Raw genomic sequence first — 20,915 nt, 5'->3', positions numbered from 1 at the left:
GCGATGCCGCTGAATACCGGCGAACGCGCGACCGACGTGGTCCAATTCTGGCGGGAAGTCGGCGCAGAGCGATGGTTTGACAAGGACCCGGCCTTGGATCAGCACTTTCGCGAACGCTTTCTGGACCTGCACCTGGCGGCGGCCCGACGCGAGGTCGACCACTGGATCGGTGAACCGGAAGCTGCGCTGGCGCTGATGATCCTGCTCGACCAATTCCCGCGAAATGCTTTCCGCGGCACTGGCCACATGTACGCGACCGACCCACTGGCGCGGCACTTCGCACGCATCGCGCATTCGCAACGGTACATGGACGCGGTTGATCCGGAACTGCGTTTGTTCTTCTGCCTGCCCTTTGCGCATTCGGAAGACATCGCCGACCAGGACGTGTCCGTGGCACTCAACACCCGGCTGGGGCCGACCGCCCGCTCCCATGCCGAGGGCCATCGCGACATCATCCGCCGTTTCGGCCGTTTTCCGCACCGCAATCCGCTACTGTTGCGCCAGACCACGATGGCGGAGCAAATCTTTCTGGATCAGGGAGGGTTCGCGGGGTGATCATCCTACCGTCCCACGGATGCCGATTCCGCGTCCGGGATTGGTACCGCTCCCAAGGTTGAATGCAGACATGGACAAACTCGATCAGTACCGCGTCTTCGTGCGCGTAGCCGAAATGGGCAGTTTCATCAAAGCCGCCCATGCGCTGGAATTGCCTCGCGCCAGCGTTTCTGCCGCGATCCAACAACTGGAGGAAAAGATCGGCGCCCGCCTGCTGAACCGCACGACGCGCCAGGTCCACCTGACCGCTGATGGCACACAATTGCTCGAACGCTTGCGTCCATTGCTGGCGGACGCCGAGGATGTCGAGCAATTGTTCCAGAGCAGCCAGCGGCAAGTGGCTGGTCAGCTCAGGATCGATGCACCCAGTCGCATTGCGCGACGCCTCATCGCGCCGGCGTTGCCGGGCCTGCTGCGTCGCTATCCGCGGCTGCAGTTGGCACTCGGCTCTACCGATCGCGCCATCGACCTGGTGCAGGAAGGCGTTGACTGCGCGGTACGCGTGGGGACCCTGCAGGACAGCAGCCTGGCGGTGCGACCACTAGGGGCTATCGCCTTGATCAACTGCGCCAGCAAAGCCTACTTGCATGAACACGGCGTGCCGGAGCAGCCGGGGGACCTTGCCGCCGGGCACTGGGCGGTTGGCTACGCCTCTCCCACCACAGGGCGGGAGTTACCCTGGGAACATCCTCCTGCCGACGGGCAGGAGCAGACCAGTAACGTGCCTAGTCGGGTCGTCGTCAACAATGCCGAGAGCTACATTGCCTGTTGCCGTGCCGGGCTCGGCCTGATCCAGATACCCCGCTTCGACGTGAAGCACCTGTTGGACAGTGGGGAACTGATCGAGGTCATGCCCGCGTTTCGTGCCGCCGCCATGTCGGTTTCCTTGCTGTATCCGCACCGGCGCCAGAGAACGCGTCGGCTCGGGGCATTCATCGAGTGGTTCGAGGACCTGATGAGGCCGCACCTCGAACCGTGATGCGCGTTCGCACTCCAGGCACTGGATCGCGATTTTGATCCGGTGGGCGAGAACATCGATATCGGTTTCACGGCTGGCAGTGAAGGACAGGCCCCCCGCTGATTCAGGTCCGAGCGAGAACGCTGGAACGCTGGCCACTCAATACGCAAAACCATACCCCAGTTCACTCTCCATCCACTCCAGGAAACGCCGGACGCGCGGGAAGCTGGAGTGGGCTTTGGGGAACACCAGGTGGTGAGCAGCCACCGGCGCACTGAGGGTTTCTGGCGCCACTTCGATCAGGCTGCCGGACGCCAGGTACTTCTTCGCGAGCAAGGTGCTTTCCAAGGCAAAACCCAGTCCATGACTGGCGGCTTCCAGAGACATATACGAGCGGTCGAAGCTCAATGCATAAGGCTTTTCCGGACGCGCCAAGCCATGCTGCGCGAACCATTGCGGCCATTTGAGCAGGGTGGCCTCGGAAAGCACCAGGTCGCGATCCAACAGATCGGACGCACGGCGGATCGGGCATTGCGCGAGTAATTTCGGCGAAGCGAGCACCGCAAACGTTTCGTTTTGGACGGTGCGAACTTCATAACTTGGCCAGTTGGCAGTGCCGTGACGGATGTCCACGTCGATCTTGTCCCGACTGAAATGCAGCGACTCGTAGGAGCACGACAGATTGATCTGAATATCAGGATTGGAAGCGCGAAACGCTTCCAGCCTGGGCATTAGCCACAACAATCCGAAGCTCGGCGCCGAGTGCAACCGCAAACAGTCCAGGCTCACATCGCTGGCCGCACGCTCGGTGGCAACGGCCAGGCTGTGGAGCAACCCGGAGACCTCCTTGAGGTACTGCTCTCCCACCGGAGTGAGCGTCACGCCGCGGGCGGCACGAACGAACAGTTGCCGACCAATCATCCCTTCAAGTTTCGCCAGTTGGTGACTGACCGCAGAAGGCGTCAGGTCCAGCACTTCCGCTGCCCGGGCGACGTTGCTAAACCGGGCCGTTTGTTCAAACGCCTGAATTGCTTTCAGCGGTGGGAGTATCAAAGGGGCATCGACATCGGTACGCATGGCAGGTCGCTCCGTAAAAAATCCCATGATTGTTGAGCTTTTTCACCCAAGCTGCCAGCCATGAACGAATGAGTGCTGAATTTTTTTCAGCACTGAATGATTTTTAGACCATTGCTCAGCCAGGGAGCAGAGAAGAAGCTGAGTTATCGGTTTTTTTCGAACCGACCCAATAAAAACAATTCGAGGGAATCCTCCATGCTTCTTCAAGGCAAAGTCGCAATCATCACCGGCGCCGCATCGGCCCGTGGCATTGGCCGCGCCACCGCTACGACATTCGCGCAGCACGGTGCCCGCGTGGTGATTCTGGACCTGGATGAATCTGCCGCACGCGATGCCGCCAATGCCCTGGGCGAAGGTCATCTCGGCCTGGCGGCCAACGTCGCTGATCAAGTCCAGGTGCAGCGGGCCGTCGCCCAAGTCATCGAGCATTTCGGACGCATCGACATTCTCGTCAACAACGCCGGTATCACCCAACCGCTCAAGACCCTCGATATCCGTCCGTCCGATTACGACAAGGTACTGGACGTCAGCCTGCGCGGCACCCTGCTCATGTCGCAGGCAGTGATCCCGCTGATGCGCGAGCAACAGGGTGGCAGCATCGTCTGCATGTCGTCGGTGTCCGCCCAACGCGGCGGCGGCATCTTTGGTGGCCCCCATTACAGCGCCGCCAAGGCCGGGGTGCTGGGCCTGGCCAAGGCGATGGCCCGCGAACTGGGTCCGGATAAGGTACGCGTCAACTCCATCGCTCCCGGTCTGATCCACACCGATATCACCGGCGGCCTGATGCAGGACGAACGTCGGCACGCAATCATCGACGGCATCCCGTTGGGCCGCCTGGGTGAAGCCCAGGACGTCGCCAACGCCGCCCTGTTCCTGGCCAGCGACTTATCCTCGTATCTGACTGGCATCACCTTGGATGTGAACGGCGGCATGCTGATTCACTGATGCACCTGGGCGGGCCGGCGCGGCCCGTGCGGTTCTGGATCGACGATGCAGCTGGGCCCCGTGGCCTGGCGGTCAATAAAAACAAGAGATCAGACCATCATGACAACTCTGTCGCTCGAAGCGGTTTCGACCGTGCGCTCCAATGCCTATCGGAAAACGGCCTGGCGGCTGATGCCTTTCCTGATGCTGTGCTATTTGTGCGCCTATCTGGATCGGGTCAACGTCGGTTTCGCCAAGCTGCAAATGATGAACGACCTGGCGCTCAGCGAAACCGTCTACGGGCTCGGCGCGGGCATGTTTTTCATCGGCTATTTCCTCTGCGAAGTCCCCAGCAACGTCATCTTGCACAAGGTCGGCGCTCGCGTCTGGATCGCGCGGATCATGATCACCTGGGGCATCATTTCCGCGCTGTTCGCCTTCGTCGAAACTGCCTGGCAGTTCTATGCCCTGCGTTTTTTGCTCGGGGTCGCCGAAGCAGGACTGGCCCCCGGATTGCTGCTTTATCTCACCTACTGGTTCCCGTCCTATCGGCGTGCGCGCATGACCGTGCTCTGGTTCATCGCCATCCCCTTGTCGGGCATGGTGGGCGGCCCGCTCTCCGGTTGGATCATGAACCATTTCGCCGGCGTGCACGGCTGGGCCGGATGGCAGTGGATGTTCGTGCTCGAAGCCATTCCCACCGTTGTCGTCGGGCTGCTGGTGCTGAGTTATCTCAAGGACGGCGTGCATCAGGCCCATTGGCTGGACGATGAAGAGAAGGCCCTGGTCAGCCGTGAACTGGCCGAGGACAACCAGCAGAAGGTCACCCATGCCTCGGTGGGCGAGTTCGTCCGTGACCGCCGCCTGTGGCTGCTGGCCGGGATTTATTTCTGCGTGGTCATGGGCCAGTACGCCATCACCTTCTGGCTGCCGACACTGGTGCGCAACGCCGGGGTTTCCGATCCGCTGCACATCGGTTTCCTGACCAGCCTGCCCTACCTCTGCGCCATCGCAGCCATGTTGTTGATCGGCCGCAGCGGCGACAAGCATCGCGAGCGGCGCTGGCACCTGATCGCACCGATGATCGCCGGTGCCATCGGGCTGACGCTCGCCGCGCTGCTGGGGGGCAACATCCTGCTGTCCATCCTGAGCCTGTGCCTGGCGGCGTCCGGCATCCTCTCTGCTTCCTCGATGTTCTGGATGCTGCCAACGACCTTGCTCGGCGGGGTATCCGCCGCCGCAGGCATCGCGGCGGTCAACAGCTTCGCCAACCTTGCCGGCTTCTGCTCGCCCTACCTGATTGGCTGGATCACCACGCAGACCGGTTCCAGCGCCATCGGCATGTACCTGATCACCGGCGTACTGCTGGGCGGCGCCTTGCTGGTGCTGCGCATTCCCGCCGCCCTGGTCAATCGTTAAGTCACCGGAGTTCCACCATGACTCGCTCGCTTTCATCTGCTTCATCCACGTCCCTGGCCGACCGCGCCCATAACATCCGTCGCCACGCACTGCGCATGGGACAGGTGCAGGGCCAAGGCTACGTCGGCCAGGCCCTGGGCGCCGCTGACCTGCTTGCCGTCGCTTACTTCCACGCCATGAACTATCGGCCCGAAGATCCTGAGTGGGAGGAGCGCGACCGCTTCTACCTTTCCATCGGCCACTACGCGATTGCCTTGTATGCCGCCTTGATCGAGGCCGAAATCATTCCGCTCGACGAGCTGGAAACCTATGGCGCGGACGACAGCCGGCTACCCATGTCGGGAATGGCTACCTACACGCCAGGCATGGAAATCACCGGGGGTTCCCTCGGCCAGGGCCTGGGCATCGCCGTAGGTGCCTGCCTGGGCCTGAAGCGCAAAGGCTCGCCCGCCTTCGTCTACAACCTGCTCTCGGATGGTGAATTGAACGAAGGTTCGACCTGGGAAGCCGTAATGTCGGCGTCGCACTGGAAGCTCGACAACCTGATCGCCATCGTCGACGTCAACAACCAACAGGCCGATGGCTACTCCAGCGAAATCCTCTCGTTCGAGCCCATTGTCGATCGCTGGCAAGCCTTCGGCTGGTTCACCCAGCGCGTCGATGGCAATGATCTGGATGCGCTGGTCGCCGCCTTCGACGCCGCGCGCAACCATTCCGCCGGCCAACCACGGGTCATCATCTGCGACACCCGCATGGGCAAGGGCGTGCCGTTTTTGGAAAACCGTGAAAAGACCCATTTCATCCGCGTGGAAGAACACGAATGGGACCAGGCGCTGAGCTACCTTGAAGAAGGAAAAAACCAATGAGTAACGCCGCCAACACGCCAACCTCAACGGGCGAACCCGCGAAAAAGCGCCTCACCACCTCGGCGATGATCGCCTCGATTGCCGCCGAAGGACAGGCGACGAAAACAGCACCATTCGGCCATGCGCTGGCCGCATTGGCGGACCAGCGCCCGGACATCGTCGGCCTGTCCGCCGACCTGTCCAAATACACCGACTTGCACATCTTCGCCAAGGCCCATCCGGATCGTTTCTACCAGATGGGCATGGCCGAGCAGTTGCTGATGAGCGCCGCGGCGGGCATGGCCCGGGAAGGTTTCGTGCCGTTTGCCACGACCTACGCGGTGTTCGCTTCCCGTCGGGCCTACGACTTCATTTGCATGGCGATCGCCGAGGAAAACCTCAACGTCAAGATTGTCTGTGGCTTGCCAGGCCTCACCACCGGTTACGGTCCGAGCCACCAGGCTACGGACGACCTGGCGATCTTCCGCGCCATGCCCAACCTGATGATCGTCGACCCCTGTGACGCGTTGGAAATCGAGCAGGCCGTACCGGCCATCGCCGCCCACCAAGGCCCGGTCTACATGCGTTTGCTGCGCGGTAACGTGCCCTTGGTGCTGGACGAATATGGCTACACGTTCGAGATCGGCAAGGCCAAGACCCTGCGTACCGGCAATGATGTCCTGATCATTTCCACCGGGTTGATGACGATGCGTGCCTTGGAAGCCGCCAAGCAACTGCAGGCCGACGGCGTCGATGTCGCGGTCCTGCACATGCCGACCATCAAGCCGCTGGACGAACACACCCTGCTCGCCGAGGCCAGAAAGCCAGGGCGACTGGTGGTGACCGCGGAAAATAGCTCCATCATCGGCGGGCTGGGCGAAGCGGTTGCCGGGGTCCTGCTGCGCAATGGCGTGACCCCGACATTCAGGCAAATCGCGTTGCCAGACGCCTTCCTCGACGCGGGTGCGCTGCCGACGCTGCATGATCGCTACGGCATTTCCACCCAGGCCGTTTGCGCGCAAATCAAAGCCTGGCTGTAACGGCGAAACACAGGGCACCAGGCAAAAGGTGCCCTGCCGGCACGACGCAAAGAGGAGCGTAATTTTGAAGCCAGATGAACTGCTCGATCCTGCACGCCAGGACCTTGTGGCCTCGGGCGCGGAGCAATGGTCGCTGAGCACGCTGCCGGCCATCCGCTCCCGAGTACATTCAACCTTCAAATCCGGGCACAGCGCGCGGTGCGAGGTGTGCTGGATCACAGGCACCGATGCCAAACGCCTGCGCTTGTGTCTCTACAGACCGAAAGAACGCCCGCAAAACACGGTCCTGCCTGCGATCCTGTACATACATGGCGGAGGTTTTGTACTTGGGAAACCCGAGATGGCAGACGACTGCCTGGCCGACTTGGCCGAGGAGTTGGGCGCGATCATCGTTGCGGTGGATTATCGTCTGGCGCCCGAACATCCTTTTCCAGCGCCCCTCGAGGGCTGTTACAGCGCCCTCGCCTGGCTGTTTGCAAACTACCACGACCTGGGCCTGGATCCCCCGCGCGTCGTGGTCATGGGTCATAGCGCCGGCGGCGGGCTTGCCGCCGCATTGGCCATCATGGCCCGCGACAGAGGCCAATACCCTCTCGCCGGCCAAGTGCTGATCTACCCCATGCTCGACCACCGCACAGGCTCGGTGCAATCGCCCTACCCGAGCCGGGACACTGGCACGTTCAGCTGGTTGCCGGCGCCCAATCAGTTCTGCTGGGATTGCCTTCGCGGTGACTACACCCTGGACGATGATCGTGTCGGTCTGTTTTCACCGGCCCTGCAACCCGACCTGCGCAACCTGCCCCCTGCCTTCATCTCGGTCGGTTCACAGGATCTGTTCCTCGAAGAGGACGTTGATTACGCAATGAGGTTATCTCGCGCAGGGGTGGCCATGGCACTTCACGTCTATCCTGGCGCACCGCACATGTTCGACCAGGTTGCAGGACCCATCACGGATCAATCGGCGCTCGACATCGTCCGCGCGTTGAAAGAGTTCCTGAGAGGAATGAACAGGGAACCTAGCATGTAAACCCTCGTCGAAACCTATTGTTCCAGGAGCTGAAAATTCACGTTCCAGCGTCTATGGTAGATACTTGCAACCGCAGCCATCTCTAAGAACAAGATCGCCGTGAAAGCCGTTTCGGTTTCACCGCTGATGGAGCCTTTCATGCCCCTGCACAGCACGCAGATGATCCCCAGCGAACTCGCGGCGTTCGTCAACGACCACTTCTCCGGGCGCGGCCTCAGGCCCGACGAGGTCATTGCGCAGTCCTGGTACCGCAGCGTCGTGGAGCACCGGCTCGATCCGGGCGCGGCGAGCCGCAAGAATATCCTAAGTGCCGAGGAAATCCGTCGTCATCAGGAACAGCATCAGCAATACCTGTCCATCGCCAGCCAAGGTGTCAGCGGCCTGGCCCAGCGGGTGGTGCCCGCCGGTTTTGCCGTGTTGCTGAGCGACGAACGCGGCATCACCCTGGATGCCCGGCTACCTAGCCAGAACGACGCCTACACCCAATCAGGGCTGGTGGTGGGCGCGCGGTGGGACGAGTCCGTGGTCGGCACCAACGGCATCGGCACGACCCTGGCGGCGGCGCAGCCGCTGATCATTCATCGTGAGGAGCACTTCCTGGCGTCCAATTTCCGCCTGAGCTGCTCGGTGGCGCCGATCTTCGACGCCCAAGGTCTGTTGCGCGGTTGCCTGAATGCGACCTGCATGAACAGCAACGGCCCGCGGGAAAGCCAGTACCTCACGCTGCAATTGGTGCTCATGTACGCGCGCCTGATCGAGAACGCAGACTTTCGCCAGAGCTACCGCGACCGCCTGACCTTGTCCCTCAAACCGATCGATGAGATCGCCGACCTGGCGAACGAGCAATTGCTCGCCCTGGATGAAAGCGGCCGCGTCATCGGCGCCAACCGCGCCGCGTTTGTCGCCCTGGCGTTGGCCGACAAGCCAACATTGCTCGGCGCGCCCATCGACAGCCTGCTGCCGACCACGGTGGACGAACTGCTCCAACTCACCAACGGCGGCGCCCAGGGCGTGCGCCTGCGGGGTCGTCAGGACGAAGCCTTGCTGGACGTCGGCCTGCGCATTCCTTCCGAACGGCACCGCCCGCTCCCCGTCGCCCGTCCCGCCCTCCAGGCTCACCCGGACCTGCAGCAACTCGCCGGCCAAGATGCCCGCCTGCAACAGAACGTGCGGCGCGTGCGCAAGGTGATCGACAAAGGCATCCCAATCCTGATCACCGGCGAGACCGGCACCGGCAAGGAAGCCTTTGCCCGTGCCATTCACCATGGCAGCAGTCGTCGCGCCGGGCCTTTCGTTGCGTTGAACTGCGCGGCGATCCCCGAGACGTTGATCGAGAGCGAACTGTTTGGCTATCGCGCCGGCAGCTTCACCGGTGCCAACCGAAAAGGCATGAAAGGCAAGCTGGAACTGGCGAACGGCGGCACGCTGTTCCTCGATGAAATCGGCGACATGCCCGCCCACCTGCAAACCCGCTTGCTGCGGGTGCTGGCGGAGCGCGAGATCTCGCCACTGGGGGCCGAGTCGCCGGTGACGCTGGATGTCCAAGTGATCTCGGCTACCCACCAGGACCTGCACAACATGATCGGCGAGAAGCGCTTTCGCGAAGACCTATTCTACCGCCTCGCCGGCATGAACCTCGCGCTGCCGGCGTTGCGCGAACGCAGTGACCGAGCCGAGCTGATCGACAAGCTGCTCGCCGCCCAAGCCGGTGCCCGCGGGTTGCGGCTGGACATCCATGCCCGCCAATGCCTGTTCGACTATCCATGGCCTGGCAACATTCGCCAGCTGCTCAATAGCCTGCGTTACGCGGTGGCCCTGGCCGAAGACGGCGTGATTGATCTGGACTGCCTGCCCTGCGAATTGCTCGCACCGCAGAGGCTGCCACTGCCTACCGGCGCGACGCCGCAGGCCGGCAACCTGGAAAAACAACTGGGCGGCGAAGAGTCCCGCCGCCTGCTGGGCACGTTGCGCCGGCATCGCTGGAACATCAGCGCCGCCGCGACGGACCTGGGCATCTCGCGCTCGACGCTGTATCGCAAGATGAAAAAACACGGCGTCGTCGCGCCCAACGACCAGCCCTGACACCGGATCCGCGCCAATCGGCATAGGGGACGGCCTTTCACGGGCCATTCCCCTGCCACACCACCCGGCATGCGGGTCCGCACCGGGCGGTTCGAGAGATTGAGGTCAGGAGAGGCGCGGTAAACCCATTCTGTCGAACCACGCTATATCGAGTACTCGGTTGAGTTCAAAGCGGCTGTTGCGCCACCAACAGCGGGAGTTTCCCGCCACTTTGCGTGCAGCAGCCTCACTTGCTCCCAACTTGCGTAACTCCCGATAGATCGTTGAACTGCGCCGCCACTGCTTGAGCTGGATCGCTCGGAGTCGATGTCGCATCCATTCGTCCAGCTCTCGCCAGAATTCGAGGGGTTTGCGACAAGCCAAAATAAGCCTTCCAACCCAGCAGGTAGGGCCTCAATCGATCGACAACCTGCTGCAAGCTGCGGCCACCTGAACGCCGGGTAAGCCAGCGGATACGTTGCTTGAACTGCTTACGCGCCTTGACCGCTACCGATCTCTTGACGCCTTTGGGGGACGCCCAAAAGGCATAGCCTAGAAACTTGCGACCAAACGCGCTCGCCACGGCACTCTTGCTCTCGTTGACACTCAAGTGCAGCTTTTCATACAGACGCTTCAGCAGGACCATCACTCGCTGCCCAGCCTTCTTGCTGCGAACGTACACATTCGCGTCATCGGCATAACGCACGAAACAATGGCCCCGACGTTCAAGCTCTCGATCCACTTCGTCCAGCAGCACATTCGCCAACAACGGCGACAGCGGGCCGCCTTGCGGCGCCCCCTGGCGACTTCTCTCGACCACGCCATTAATCAGCGTTCCCGCATCCAGATACGCGCGAACCAGCCGGATAACTGCCGGGTCCACAATCCGTTTGCGTAAACGACCTATCAGAATGTCGTGGTCGACCCGGTCGAAGAACTTCTCCAGATCAACATCCACTACCACCTTGCGCCCCGAAGACACATGTTGCTGAGCCGACAGGATGGCGTCCTGCGCACTGCGCCCCGGACGAAAGCCGTAGCTGTGTTCACTGAAGGTTGGGTCGAGCAGTGGTTGCAAGACTTGCAGCAACGCTTGTTGGATCAGCCGGTCGGTGACCGTTGGGATACCCAACTCGCGTTCGCCGCCGTCAGGCTTGGGAATGACCACGCGTCGTACCGGACTGGGCCGGTAGACGCCTGAAAGAAGCTGTTCGCAGATCGCAGGCCATCGGCTTTGCAAATGTTCGGCGGTCTGTTCAATATCCAGACCGTCAAATCCCGCAGCCCCTTTGTTGGCCTTGACCCGTTTCCAGGCCCGTTTCAGGTTTGCTCTCGCAAAGGCCCGTTCCAGCAGCCCTTGCCCTGCGTTGTCGGTTTCATTTTGCGGGCAATTGACCTCGTCGCTGATGGGGCTTCTCACGGCTTCACCGCTCGCGTCCTCACATCCGCCCCACGTTTGGCAGGCTTCTGACTTCCGGTCTTTCGCATCAACATGGCCTATAACGCTTTCTCTCGTTCGGCCCTTCGTCAAAAAAAAAAAGACTACTACGGCCTCTGCTGACTTCTCGCTCCGGTTTGCACCGTCGCCCTTTCAGGCACAAGGCGAGATCTCCCCAGGTAAGAACGCAATCCTTCACCACACAACCGCCGGATTTACGCAGCCTGATCCTTGACCACAAGAACTTCGCGGTTTTATGCCCGCTCGCCCTGATCGGCCTCGCCTTTTATCCGGTTCTTGTACATCGGCTCATGGCTTCGATCCACGCTTCCTCCCCACACTCGGTCGCCCTCATGCAGTTGCGCTTCACTTCGTTCGCTGTGGTCAGCTTACGGCGGGACTTTCACCCACAAGATTGCGCCCATGCTGGGCGCACATAAAAATGCCGACACCCTCACGGGTGCCGGCATTTCTCCGGGCATGGGTCAACGATCAGATCTGAATGTAAACCACGTGGGTGTGCGTGTATTCATACAAACCATGCTTGCCGTCCGCGCCGCCAATGCCGGACTTGCGCGCCCCGGCATGGAAGCCCTGCATCGCTTCGAAGTTCTCGCGATTGATGTAGGTTTCGCCGAAATCCAGTTCATGGCTGGCCCGCATGGCCGCGCTCAGGCTGCGGGTGTAGATCGATGAAGTCAGGCCGTATTCGCTGTCGTTGGCCAGGGCGATCGCTTCGTCCAGGTCTTCGACGATTTGGATCGGCAACACCGGGCCGAAGATCTCCTGGCGCATGATCGCCATGTCGCTGCCACAGCCGGCCAAAACGGTCGGCTGGTAATGGAAACCCTGGCCCTTGTCGGCCCCGGCGCCGCCAGTCACCACCTCAGCGCCCTGCCCCGTGGCGGTCCTGACCATCTGCGCGACCTTGTCCAGCGCCGCCTGGTTGATCAGCGGCCCCATGTCCAGGTCGTCCTCGGCCAGCGGGTCGCCGTACCGGGTCGCGGCCATCGACGCGGCTATCTGCTCGATGAACTGATCGGCGACCTTGCGTTCGACGTACACCCGCTCGGCGCAGTTGCAGACTTGCCCGGTGTTGATCACACGCGACGCGGTGACGGCCTTGACCGCCAGTTCCAGGTCGGCGTCCGCGAGCACGATAGCCGGCGCCTTGCCCCCCAGTTCCAGATTGAGTTTAGTGATGTTCGGCGCCGCCGCGGCCATGATCCGCGAGCCGGTGCCGACGCTGCCGGTGAAGCTGATCAAATCGATGCCGGCATGACTCGTCAGCTGATGCCCCACCGTCGCCCCTGTGCCGCTGACCACGTTGAACACCCCGGTAGGCAGGTCGGTCTCGGCCACCAGGCGGGCAAACTCGAAGCAGTTGATCGGGGTTTCTTCGCTGGGCTTGATCACGATGGTGTTGCCGGTCACCAAGGCCGGCGCCATTTTGCGAGCGATCAGGAAGAACGGGAAGTTCCACGGCAAGATGCCGGCTACCACACCCAGAGGTTTGCGCAGCAGGAAGATGCTTTCGCCGGCGCGGTCGCTGGTCAGCACCTCGCCTTCAAGACGCCGTGCCCACTCGGCCATGTAATCCAGGTAATCGGCCGTGAAGTTGACCTCCACCCGCGCCAGCCCCAGCACCTTGCCTTGCTCGGCGGTGATGATGTGGGCGAGTCGTTCGGCGTTGTCGCGCACTTTGCTGGCAATCTTGCGCAGGTAGCCGGCGCGCTCGATGGCCGGCCGCGCTGCCCAGCCTTTCTGCGCCTTGCGCGCCGCGGCGATAGCCGCTTCAACGTGCTCGCCGCTGGCTTCGGGCACCCGCGCCAGCAGTCGGTCGTTGGCCGGGTTGCGCACTTCGATGCGGGGATCGCCGGGAACGAAGGCGTTGGCGATGAAGTTCTGATACTCGATGATTTCGGTCATGTGCTTGCTCTCGCGGACAGTGTCGAAAACGCTGCAGAGGCGGCCCCGCCCCTGCAGCGCGGGCGTTCATTTGGCGCTGAAGGTTTTCCAGACGCCGCCTTCCTGCTGCAGGTCGTGGGCGCGCTTGATCAGGTATTGATGGATCTGCTCCACCTGTTCCGGCGTGAAGGCGTCGGCGAAGGACGGCATGCCATCCGGCACTCGACCGCCGTAGAGAATGCCGAGGAACATCTGGTGTTTTTCCGGCGTCAGCTTGCGCAGGTCCGGCAGCACGCCGCCGCTGACTGCATGAATGCCGTGGCATTGGGAGCAATAGCCGTCGTAGAGCTTGGCGCCGGCGTCCACTGCGGCCAGGTCGCCGGTCAGGGGCGGCGGTTTCGGGGTGTCGGCGAGCGGTGCCGGCTCGTTGAGTTTCGCCGTGCCGCCCAGCTTGTAGGTCAACACCTGGGAGAACGGCCGGACCCCGGCGCGCAAGGACAAGGCACCGGCAAAGGTCGAGAAGGCGCCGCCCCATCCGGCCATGAACGTCACGTACTGCTCACCGTCCACGCTGTAGGTAATCGGCGCCGCCATCACACCGCTGGCCGCCGGCTGCTCCCAGAGTTTCTTGCCACTGTCGGCGGCATAAGCGATCACCCGGCCGTCGGCGCTGCCCTCGAACACCAGGTTGCCGGCGGTGCTCAAGGTGCCGCCGTTGAAGATCGTCACATAGGGCACTTCCCAGGCCGGTTGCTGCTTGACCGGGTCCCAGGCGATCAGCTTGCCCGACCAGCCCTTGGCCATTTCCAACAGCCCATCGGCGTCCTCCGGCATCATCCCGGTGCGCAGGCCCAGTTGGTACATGCTCTTGAACGGGTTGCGCTTCGGCGCCTCGGGAATGTGCTCGTAGTAGGCGGACATGATGTGCGCCGGGATATACACCAGGCCGGTGTTCGGGTTGTAGGACATCGGCTGCCAGTCATGGGCGCCCCAGAACGCGGGCGTGACCAATTTGCGCTTGCCATCCTTCCAGTACGCGGCGTTCTCGTCATCGACGATGGGCCGCCCGGTCTTCATGTCCATGCCTTTGGTCCAGCTTTGCGGCACGATGCCCTTGGCCGACAGCAGCTCACCCGTGGCTCGGTCAATCACGTAGAAGAACCCGTTCTTCGGCGCCTGCATCAGTACCTTGCGCGGTTTTCCATTGATTGGCAGTTCCGCAAGGATCATGTGCTGGGTGGCGGTGTAGTCCCAGGCGTCTCCCGGCGTGGTCTGGTAGTGCCAGGCGTACTCGCCCGTATCCGCGTTGACCGCGACGATCGAAGACAGGAACAGGTTGTCGCCCTTGGCCTGGCTGCGCCATTTCGGGTCCCACAACGAACCGTTGCCCACGCCGATGTACAGCAGGTTCAAATCCGGATCGAAAGCGAAGGAGTCCCAGGCCGTGCCACCACCGCCTTGGGCAACATAGGCATCGCCGTGCCAGGTCTTGGCGGCGATGGCCATGGCTTTGTCTTCCGGCGGCAATTTGGGATCGCCCGGCACCGTGAAGAAGCGCCAGGCTTGCTTGCCGGTTTCGGCGTCGTACGCGGTGACATAACCGCGTACGCCGAACTCGGCGCCGCCGTTGCCGATCACCACTTTGCCGTTGACCACGCGCGGGGCACCGGTGATGGTGTAGCTGCGCGTGTGATCGGCCCGGGTGTCCACCGACCAGGCGCGCTGGCCGGTCTTGGCGTCGATGGCTTCCAGGCGACCATCGAGCACGCCCACGTAAACCTTGCCCTTCCACACCGCGACGCCCCGGTTGACCGCATCGCAACAGGCCTCGCCGGCGCGGTTGCGGTCGGACTTGGGGTCGTACTTCCAGATCAACTTGCCATCGCGAGCATCCAACGCGTAGACCACCGAGAACGGGCCGGTGGTGTACATCACGCCGTCGACCACGATAGGCGTGGCCTCGACGCCGCGATCCAGGTCCAGCTTGTAGCTCCAGGCGAGCCCCAGCTGGCCGACGTTCTGGTCGCTGATTTTCTTCAATGGGCTGTAGCGCTGCTCGTCGTAGGTGCGGCCGGTGCTCATCCAGTTACCGGGCTCCTGATCGGCGGCGATGATGCGCTTGCCGTCGACATTCGCCGGCATGTCCTGGGCCCAGCCCGGCGCCGCATTGAGAGTAAGCGCCAGCACGACAAATAGCGTCTTGAGAGGAACGCGAAGGGGGGCGCTCCGAGAAGCAGTAGGCACGGCGAGACCAATCTGTGACATAGGGGACTCCTGGTTCTTATTAGTAGCGAAGCCATTGCGCTGCGCACCAAGAGAGGAGCAACCCCCATGCCACCGTCTGAAAAATCGTTGTAGGCCCCGTTGTACGCGGCTTTCACTCCAGCCTATGGGTTGCGCCGACGTGCGACAGTTGTCGCATTCACCGCGACAGCTGTGCCAGTCCTGACGCGCTTCGATTTGACCTGGCTTGGGTCCATAAGCCAGCGACACACGCTCGGATGACCCGCCCGAGCGCTCCCATGGCGCTGATCAAAGAAAGCTGATGGATTTGCTTCTACCCATAGCTAGTCGAACAAGTGCCCATCAAGCTAAAAAGCAGCGGCGGTTTCCCCCGGCTTCGTCATCCGGTGACCACTAGCCACGCTGTTTGCTACCCAATACCAACGCAATGCCGCCTAGCACAGCCACGGATGCTACGACCATCCTTACGCTCAGGCTTTCACCCAGAAAAACGATGCCAGCCAGCGAAGCCAGAATGGGCACGCTCAACTGCACCGTCGCTGCTTGAAACGAGGCAAGCTGACGCACGGCGATATACCAGACCGCGTATCCGACGCCTGAGGCCAGCGCTCCGGAAAGGACGGCATAAATCATCCCCAGCGGATCCCAACGCAGCCCTGATAGAAACGGCAAGCTTGCAATCAGGACCAGGGGAATCGCGCGGATGAAGTTGCTGGCAGTGGTCGCCAGAGGATCCATGACGGTTTTGCCGAGCAGTGAATAGATCCCCCACGCGAGTCCCGACAACAGCATCGTGAGTGCGCTAAAAAGGTCGGGGGCCGCCGCGCCTGGAAGCAGCAGGCTAAGCAGGCCGCCCATCGCCAACACAAATCCAACGATCGCCAGCCTGTGCATCCGCTCGCCTTTGAACAAGCCGTACAGAACCATGCTCAGCTGAACCGCCCCAAACAGCAGTAGCGCTCCCGTCCCGGTCTCCAGATGAAGATACGCGAAGGAAAAAGCGAAGACGTAAATGAACAAGGCTGCGGCGCCCTTCCAGCTTCCCTTGACCAAAGTGGGGGATCGTCTGAATGCACACATCAGCCATAGCACCAAGGCGCCACTGGCCAGCCGGACAACGCTGAAGCTCGCGGCATCGATATCGGTGTGTTTTAACGCAAGGCGGCACAGCAAGGAATTCGCGGCAAATGCGACCATGGCGAAACAGGTCAGAACGATCAATCCCGCCGAGGTTGACGGGGTGGAGGCCTGAGTGGAATGACTGTTCATCGTTGTCTATCGGTCCCAATGCCTTGGTATGGCTCTCAGAATTCTCGACGCTACCGCGCCATTTGGAACACGCTCGGCTACGGATGGCTTATAAACGCTTCTGTACCGATCGGTCAATACAACTACTTGGTTGCAACTATGGGATGCCCATCTCCCCTTTGTATCCTTCGACGCGCACGCATGGGTATGATTGGCGCTCAACCGGTTGGAATTGACTCATGGGAAAAAAGAACGCCGTCGTCGCTGCCGAACCTGCTGAAACAAGCACCAAGGAGCGGATACTGAAGATTGCTGCGCAGTTGTTTTCGACGCGCGGCTTTCACGCGACCGGCATGGCTGAGTTGGAAAAAGCCACTGGCCTGGCTCGAGGCGCGCTGTATTACCACATCGGCAGCAAGGAAGAGCTACTGTTTGAAATCACCAGCCGGTATTTGCGGGTGCTCATCGCAGAGGGCACGCCTCTTTGTGAGAGCGATCTGTCGGCGGAAGCTAAATTTCGCCAGTTCTCCGCCATCGTGATGCGTACGATAGTCACCCACCTGGCCGAAATGACGGTCTGTTTCCGTGAAGTGTATTCCGTCATTGGCGAGCGCCAGGCCGAATTGCTCGACCTGCACCGTCAGTACGAAAAACTCTGGTCGCAGATCCTCAAGGCGGGCGTGAGCGAGGGTACTTTCCGCACATCTGACTCGTTGGCCGTCAAGGCCATCCTTGGCATTCACCACTACAGCTATCTCTGGATCAAGCCCGGAGGCCCGCGTTCCCCGGAATCTATCGCGACGTTCTTCTGCGACACCCTCCTGCCCGGACTGAAGGTTGAGCCAAATCTGGCTTGACTGGCATAAGCGGCGCATCGAATGCGCCACCTCCCCAGCTCCACCCCCTCATTCAAGTTTCCGCCACATGGGTGTTCCTGCGACTAGACCACACGGGTTTTTCGTTCTAGGCTAAAGTACAGACCGACCGATCAGTCTACGACCAAGCCGTCAGGCCTGCCCTGACAAAAAGATCCAGAGGGAACAACAATGACAAAAAAATCCATGGTCCCCGCCCAGCAAGACACCTCTCAAATAGCCCGCAGAGATTTTCTGATTAAAAGCGGGGCAGTTATCGGCACTGCCGCATTGGCCCTGGGTGACAGCAAACTCGTTAACGCCGAGACGACCAACACCGCCTCCCTTGATCCGAACCTGCCCCTTGAAGTCCCGCAATGGACTCATAGCCTTGGCTCACCCACGGCAACCCCTTATGGCAAACCCTCAACATTCGAAACCAAAGCCATCAGGAATTTATATCCCGGCCTGAAGGACACGATGTCCGCCTACAGCACCTCACCACTTCAGGAGCTGGACGGCATCATTACACCGAACGGTCTGTTTTATGAGCGCCACCACGCGGGCGTCCCGCAAATCGATCCGGCGGAACATCGATTGGTGATCCACGGCCTTACCGAAACAGCCTTGATCTTTACGGTGGATGAGATACGCCAATTCCCTGCTGTGTCGCGGGTGCACTTCATGGAGTGTTCGGGCAACCCATCGTTTCTGCCACCCTGGGGTAAAACAGCCGCCGAAGTCAGTGGCCTGGTGAGTTGCGCTGAATGGACGGGCGTCACCCTGAAAACCCTGCTGGATGAAGCAGGGCTGAAGCCGCAAGCCAAGTGGATCGTCGCCGAAGGAGCTGATGGCGCGGCAATGACGCGCAGCATTCCCATCGAAAAATGTCTGGACGATGTGATGGTCGTCTACAGCCAGAACGGCGAGCGTCTAAGACCGGAACAGGGCTACCCGCTGCGCCTTTTTGTCCCCGGCTACGAGGGCAATACCCACATCAAATGGCTGCGCCGACTGCACGTCACCGACGCCCCCGCCTACAGCCGGGAAGAAACCGCCAAATACACCGACCTGATGGCGAACGGCAAAGCTCGGAAGTTTTCCTTTGTCATGGAATGCAAATCGCTGGTGACCTACCCTTCCGGCACTCAGAAACTGACGCGCAAGGGCCTTCACGAGATGCGAGGTATTGCCTGGAGCGGCCACGGCAAAATCACCCGTGTCGATGTTTCCGTCGACGGAGGCAACAACTGGACGCAAGCCAAGTTACAGGAGCCCATTCTGACCAAAGCGCTGACCGCCTTCAGAGCCCCTTTCGAGTGGAACGGCCAAGAGTTGATGATCATGAGTCGTGCCATCGACGAGACCGGATATGTCCAGCCGACGCTGGAACAACTGATCGATGAGCGTGGCAAGGTCTCGTTTTATCACAACAACTCAGTACAACCGTGGCGCGTGTCCAACAATGGGGAGGTGACCAATGGACGGGCTTAAAGGTGGTTCGTTTGTCATAGGCTTGCTTTGCGCCTGTGCGCTGACTCATGCCTCAGCGCAACCCAAGTACGGTTTGGGCACCAAGGCTACCGAAGCGCAGATCGCCAGCTGGAACATCGATGTAGCCCCCGACGGCAAGGCTTTGCCTCCAGGGCGCGCGACGGTGGCCGACGGCGAAAAGGTCTACATGAACAGCTGCGTCAGTTGCCATGGCATGAAGCTCGAAGGCGGCGTCGGTCCGGCGTTGGCAGGGGGAGAAGGAACGCTGACCACTGACAAGCCGCTAAAGACAGTCGGCAGCTATTGGCCCTATGCAACGACTCTTTTCGACTACATCCGCAGAGCCATGCCCTTCCAGGCGCCACAGTCACTGACCAACGAACAAGTCTATGCGGTGACCGGCTACGTCCTGCACATGAACAAGCTGCTTGAAGCCAACGCGACCGTTGATGCATCGGCCTTGGCAGCCGTGAAAATGCCGAATCGAGACGGTTTTTACACCGACGACAGGCCTGATAGTAAGGCTGTTGCCTGCATGTCTGACTGCCTGAAAACTCCCTAACGGATCACACAATGAAAAATCATACCTAGTTGAGTACTCCGGCGTGGTAGCGATCATTGAGCAAATAGACAGATAACTGAAGGTCTACACCGGAAATTCAGCCCTGATCAGCGTACCGCCCTGGGCGCGGTTGCTGGCGGTAATGGTTCCGCCATGGGCCTGGCAGATCGCACGGGCGATGGACAGGCCTAACCCGCTGCCGCCCGAATAGCGAGCCCTGGAGCGCTCCGCACGCCAGAAACGGTCAAATACGCTGTCCAGATGCTGTGCTTCGATGCCCGGTCCTCGGTCACCGATCTCAATGACGACCCGATCTTCGATCCGACGCGCCATGATGTTCAGTTCGCGACCGCTGACCGCGTAGCGTAATAGGTTATCGACAAGGATGTTCAGCACTTGGCCCAGGCGATCACGATCGGCATAAACACCCAATCCATCCGCGATATCGACTTGCGGCTGGACGCCGGCCTCCTCCAGTTGCGGCTGGAACCAGGCAAGCCGTTCGGCCACCAATGCCGCCAAGGAAAAAACGCTGCGCTCCAGCACCAGTTGGCCCGCCCTGGCCATCGACAACAGGTGCAAGTCATCCACCAGTTTTCTGAGTTGGTCGAGCTGACGCTTGACCATGCTCAACTGCACGGCGTCGCTGGGGAATACCTCATCGAGCATGCCCTGCACACGCCCCATGGCCGCATTCAAAGGCGTGCGCAGTTCGTGGGCGATGACCGCGCTGGACTCACGCACATCTCGCTCGTAGCGCTCCAACTGCGTGGTCATGCTGTTGAAGTCGCTGATCAAGTTTCGCAGTTCCTCCGGCGCTTGCTGGTGGGACGGCAGGCGAGTGAGAAAATCCCCTCCAGCAACTCGTCGCGCACCTTGTGCAATCGCCGAGAACTGGCTGGACAAAGGTCGCGAAAACCACAGGCCACAGATGATGATAATTGGAATAGCAGCCATCACCAGGCAGGCCAGAACCAGCCAGTCGCGATTCGCGATTTGCGGCTGGAAATACTCCACCGGGTAATAGTCGGCGATCAATTGCCTCAGGCGCGTCTCGTTGAGTTGCGGCTCGGCGCGCAGTTGCAGCAGTTCCTCCCGGGGCCCTGGCGGCAGATGCTGAAGAAAATACCAGTCCGACAGGTTGAAATTGATCCACATGCATAATGCGATCACCACCACGGCGCCGATCGCCAACAGACTCATGCGCATGCCGAGCCAGCGCCACAGGGGTTTGTCGTTAATGGGCGATTTATCAAGCATG

Annotated in this window: 16 protein-coding genes and 1 pseudogene; 11 read left to right on the top strand and 6 right to left on the bottom strand. The window is 61.1% G+C overall.

Features of this window, described 5'->3' with window-relative positions; genetic code table 11:
* Positions 1-3: 3 nt before the first annotated feature.
* Together LOY35_RS11750 and LOY35_RS11745 are read left to right on the top strand one after the other, a co-directional pair.
* On the top strand, positions 4-555 hold the full coding sequence (locus tag LOY35_RS11750) for a DUF924 family protein (protein WP_258632665.1): 552 nt from the start codon (positions 4-6) through the stop codon (positions 553-555).
* 70 nt (positions 556-625) lie between these two features.
* A complete protein-coding gene (locus LOY35_RS11745; RefSeq protein WP_258632663.1) occupies positions 626-1,534 on the top strand; it encodes a LysR family transcriptional regulator in 909 nt (302 codons plus the stop codon).
* 138 nt (positions 1,535-1,672) lie between these two features.
* Here LOY35_RS11745 and LOY35_RS11740 read toward each other — a convergent pair whose 3' ends face one another.
* Positions 1,673-2,590 (bottom strand): LysR substrate-binding domain-containing protein, encoded by a 918-nt coding sequence (locus tag LOY35_RS11740; RefSeq protein WP_258632661.1) that lies wholly within the window; start codon positions 2,588-2,590, stop codon positions 1,673-1,675.
* Positions 2,591-2,785: 195 nt separating this feature from the next.
* Here LOY35_RS11740 and LOY35_RS11735 point away from each other — a divergent pair, with 195 nt between their 5' ends.
* From LOY35_RS11735 to LOY35_RS11710, 6 genes are all read left to right on the top strand, one after another.
* The gene (locus LOY35_RS11735; RefSeq protein WP_258632659.1) at positions 2,786-3,535 is read left to right on the top strand and encodes an SDR family NAD(P)-dependent oxidoreductase; all 750 of its coding nucleotides are present in this window, start codon (positions 2,786-2,788) and stop codon (positions 3,533-3,535) included.
* Positions 3,536-3,634: 99 nt separating this feature from the next.
* Complete coding sequence (locus tag LOY35_RS11730) at positions 3,635-4,933, top strand: MFS transporter (protein ID WP_030141715.1); 1,299 nt, start codon at positions 3,635-3,637, stop codon at positions 4,931-4,933.
* Positions 4,934-4,950: 17 nt separating this feature from the next.
* Positions 4,951-5,799, top strand: coding sequence for a transketolase (locus LOY35_RS11725; protein WP_258632657.1), 849 nt, complete (start codon positions 4,951-4,953; stop codon positions 5,797-5,799).
* Positions 5,796-6,818, top strand: a complete 1,023-nt coding sequence (locus LOY35_RS11720) for a transketolase family protein (RefSeq protein ID WP_258632655.1) — start codon at positions 5,796-5,798, stop codon at positions 6,816-6,818. Before LOY35_RS11725 ends, LOY35_RS11720 begins: the two co-directional genes overlap by 4 nt.
* A 64-nt stretch (positions 6,819-6,882) precedes the next feature.
* Positions 6,883-7,845, top strand: coding sequence for an alpha/beta hydrolase (locus tag LOY35_RS11715; RefSeq protein ID WP_258632653.1), 963 nt, complete (start codon positions 6,883-6,885; stop codon positions 7,843-7,845).
* 138 nt (positions 7,846-7,983) lie between these two features.
* Complete coding sequence (locus tag LOY35_RS11710; RefSeq protein WP_258632651.1) at positions 7,984-9,927, top strand: sigma-54-dependent Fis family transcriptional regulator; 1,944 nt, start codon at positions 7,984-7,986, stop codon at positions 9,925-9,927.
* A 105-nt stretch (positions 9,928-10,032) separates the two neighbouring features.
* Here the strand turns inward: LOY35_RS11710 and ltrA are convergent.
* From ltrA to LOY35_RS11690, 4 genes and pseudogenes are all read right to left on the bottom strand, one after another.
* Positions 10,033-11,326 (bottom strand): annotated as a pseudogene (gene ltrA / locus LOY35_RS11705) (group II intron reverse transcriptase/maturase).
* A gap of 510 nt (positions 11,327-11,836) precedes the next feature.
* A complete protein-coding gene (gene aldA / locus LOY35_RS11700; protein WP_258632649.1) occupies positions 11,837-13,273 on the bottom strand; it encodes an aldehyde dehydrogenase in 1,437 nt (478 codons plus the stop codon).
* 66 nt (positions 13,274-13,339) lie between these two features.
* Entirely contained in the window at positions 13,340-15,517 is a 2,178-nt protein-coding gene (locus tag LOY35_RS11695; protein ID WP_258632647.1) for a PQQ-dependent dehydrogenase, methanol/ethanol family, read from the bottom strand.
* A 372-nt stretch (positions 15,518-15,889) separates the two neighbouring features.
* The gene (locus tag LOY35_RS11690; RefSeq protein ID WP_258632645.1) at positions 15,890-16,765 is read right to left on the bottom strand and encodes a DMT family transporter; all 876 of its coding nucleotides are present in this window, start codon (positions 16,763-16,765) and stop codon (positions 15,890-15,892) included.
* A gap of 218 nt (positions 16,766-16,983) precedes the next feature.
* Between LOY35_RS11690 and LOY35_RS11685 the strand changes: the two genes are divergently transcribed.
* From LOY35_RS11685 to LOY35_RS11675, 3 genes are all read left to right on the top strand, one after another.
* Positions 16,984-17,601: a TetR/AcrR family transcriptional regulator gene (locus LOY35_RS11685; protein ID WP_258632643.1), complete on the top strand. Its 618-nt coding sequence runs from the start codon at positions 16,984-16,986 to the stop codon at positions 17,599-17,601.
* Positions 17,602-17,790: 189 nt separating this feature from the next.
* Complete coding sequence (soxC, locus tag LOY35_RS11680) at positions 17,791-19,092, top strand: sulfite dehydrogenase (RefSeq protein WP_258632641.1); 1,302 nt, start codon at positions 17,791-17,793, stop codon at positions 19,090-19,092.
* The gene (locus LOY35_RS11675) at positions 19,079-19,654 is read left to right on the top strand and encodes a c-type cytochrome (protein ID WP_258632639.1); all 576 of its coding nucleotides are present in this window, start codon (positions 19,079-19,081) and stop codon (positions 19,652-19,654) included. Before soxC ends, LOY35_RS11675 begins: the two co-directional genes overlap by 14 nt.
* Before the next feature lie 84 nt (positions 19,655-19,738).
* On the opposite strand, the gene LOY35_RS11670 is transcribed toward LOY35_RS11675, so the two are convergent.
* Positions 19,739-20,914, bottom strand: coding sequence for a cell wall metabolism sensor histidine kinase WalK (locus LOY35_RS11670; RefSeq protein WP_258632638.1), 1,176 nt, complete (start codon positions 20,912-20,914; stop codon positions 19,739-19,741).
* Position 20,915 lies beyond the last annotated feature (1 nt).

The organism is Pseudomonas sp. B21-028, assembly GCF_024749045.1.
Taxonomy (GTDB): Bacteria; Pseudomonadota; Gammaproteobacteria; order Pseudomonadales; family Pseudomonadaceae; genus Aquipseudomonas.
Note: the sequence above shows the minus strand (reverse complement) of the source record. Positions and strands in the feature narration are given on the sequence as shown.

What these genes read in the sequence shown, in the direction of transcription:
- LOY35_RS11750 (WP_258632665.1), top strand. Translation starts at nt 4, where the DNA reads ATGCCGCTGAATACCGGCGAACGCGCGACCGACGTGGTCCAATTCTGG.
- LOY35_RS11745 (WP_258632663.1), top strand. Translation starts at nt 626, where the DNA reads ATGGACAAACTCGATCAGTACCGCGTCTTCGTGCGCGTAGCCGAAATG.
- LOY35_RS11740 (WP_258632661.1), bottom strand. Translation starts at nt 2,590, where the DNA reads ATGCGTACCGATGTCGATGCCCCTTTGATACTCCCACCGCTGAAAGCA.
- LOY35_RS11735 (WP_258632659.1), top strand. Translation starts at nt 2,786, where the DNA reads ATGCTTCTTCAAGGCAAAGTCGCAATCATCACCGGCGCCGCATCGGCC.
- LOY35_RS11730 (WP_030141715.1), top strand. Translation starts at nt 3,635, where the DNA reads ATGACAACTCTGTCGCTCGAAGCGGTTTCGACCGTGCGCTCCAATGCC.
- LOY35_RS11725 (WP_258632657.1), top strand. Translation starts at nt 4,951, where the DNA reads ATGACTCGCTCGCTTTCATCTGCTTCATCCACGTCCCTGGCCGACCGC.
- LOY35_RS11720 (WP_258632655.1), top strand. Translation starts at nt 5,796, where the DNA reads ATGAGTAACGCCGCCAACACGCCAACCTCAACGGGCGAACCCGCGAAA.
- LOY35_RS11710 (WP_258632651.1), top strand. Translation starts at nt 7,984, where the DNA reads ATGCCCCTGCACAGCACGCAGATGATCCCCAGCGAACTCGCGGCGTTC.
- aldA (WP_258632649.1), bottom strand. Translation starts at nt 13,273, where the DNA reads ATGACCGAAATCATCGAGTATCAGAACTTCATCGCCAACGCCTTCGTT.
- LOY35_RS11695 (WP_258632647.1), bottom strand. Translation starts at nt 15,517, where the DNA reads ATGTCACAGATTGGTCTCGCCGTGCCTACTGCTTCTCGGAGCGCCCCC.
- LOY35_RS11690 (WP_258632645.1), bottom strand. Translation starts at nt 16,765, where the DNA reads ATGAACAGTCATTCCACTCAGGCCTCCACCCCGTCAACCTCGGCGGGA.
- LOY35_RS11685 (WP_258632643.1), top strand. Translation starts at nt 16,984, where the DNA reads ATGGGAAAAAAGAACGCCGTCGTCGCTGCCGAACCTGCTGAAACAAGC.
- soxC (WP_258632641.1), top strand. Translation starts at nt 17,791, where the DNA reads ATGACAAAAAAATCCATGGTCCCCGCCCAGCAAGACACCTCTCAAATA.
- LOY35_RS11675 (WP_258632639.1), top strand. Translation starts at nt 19,079, where the DNA reads ATGGACGGGCTTAAAGGTGGTTCGTTTGTCATAGGCTTGCTTTGCGCC.
- LOY35_RS11670 (WP_258632638.1), bottom strand. Translation starts at nt 20,914, where the DNA reads ATGCTTGATAAATCGCCCATTAACGACAAACCCCTGTGGCGCTGGCTC.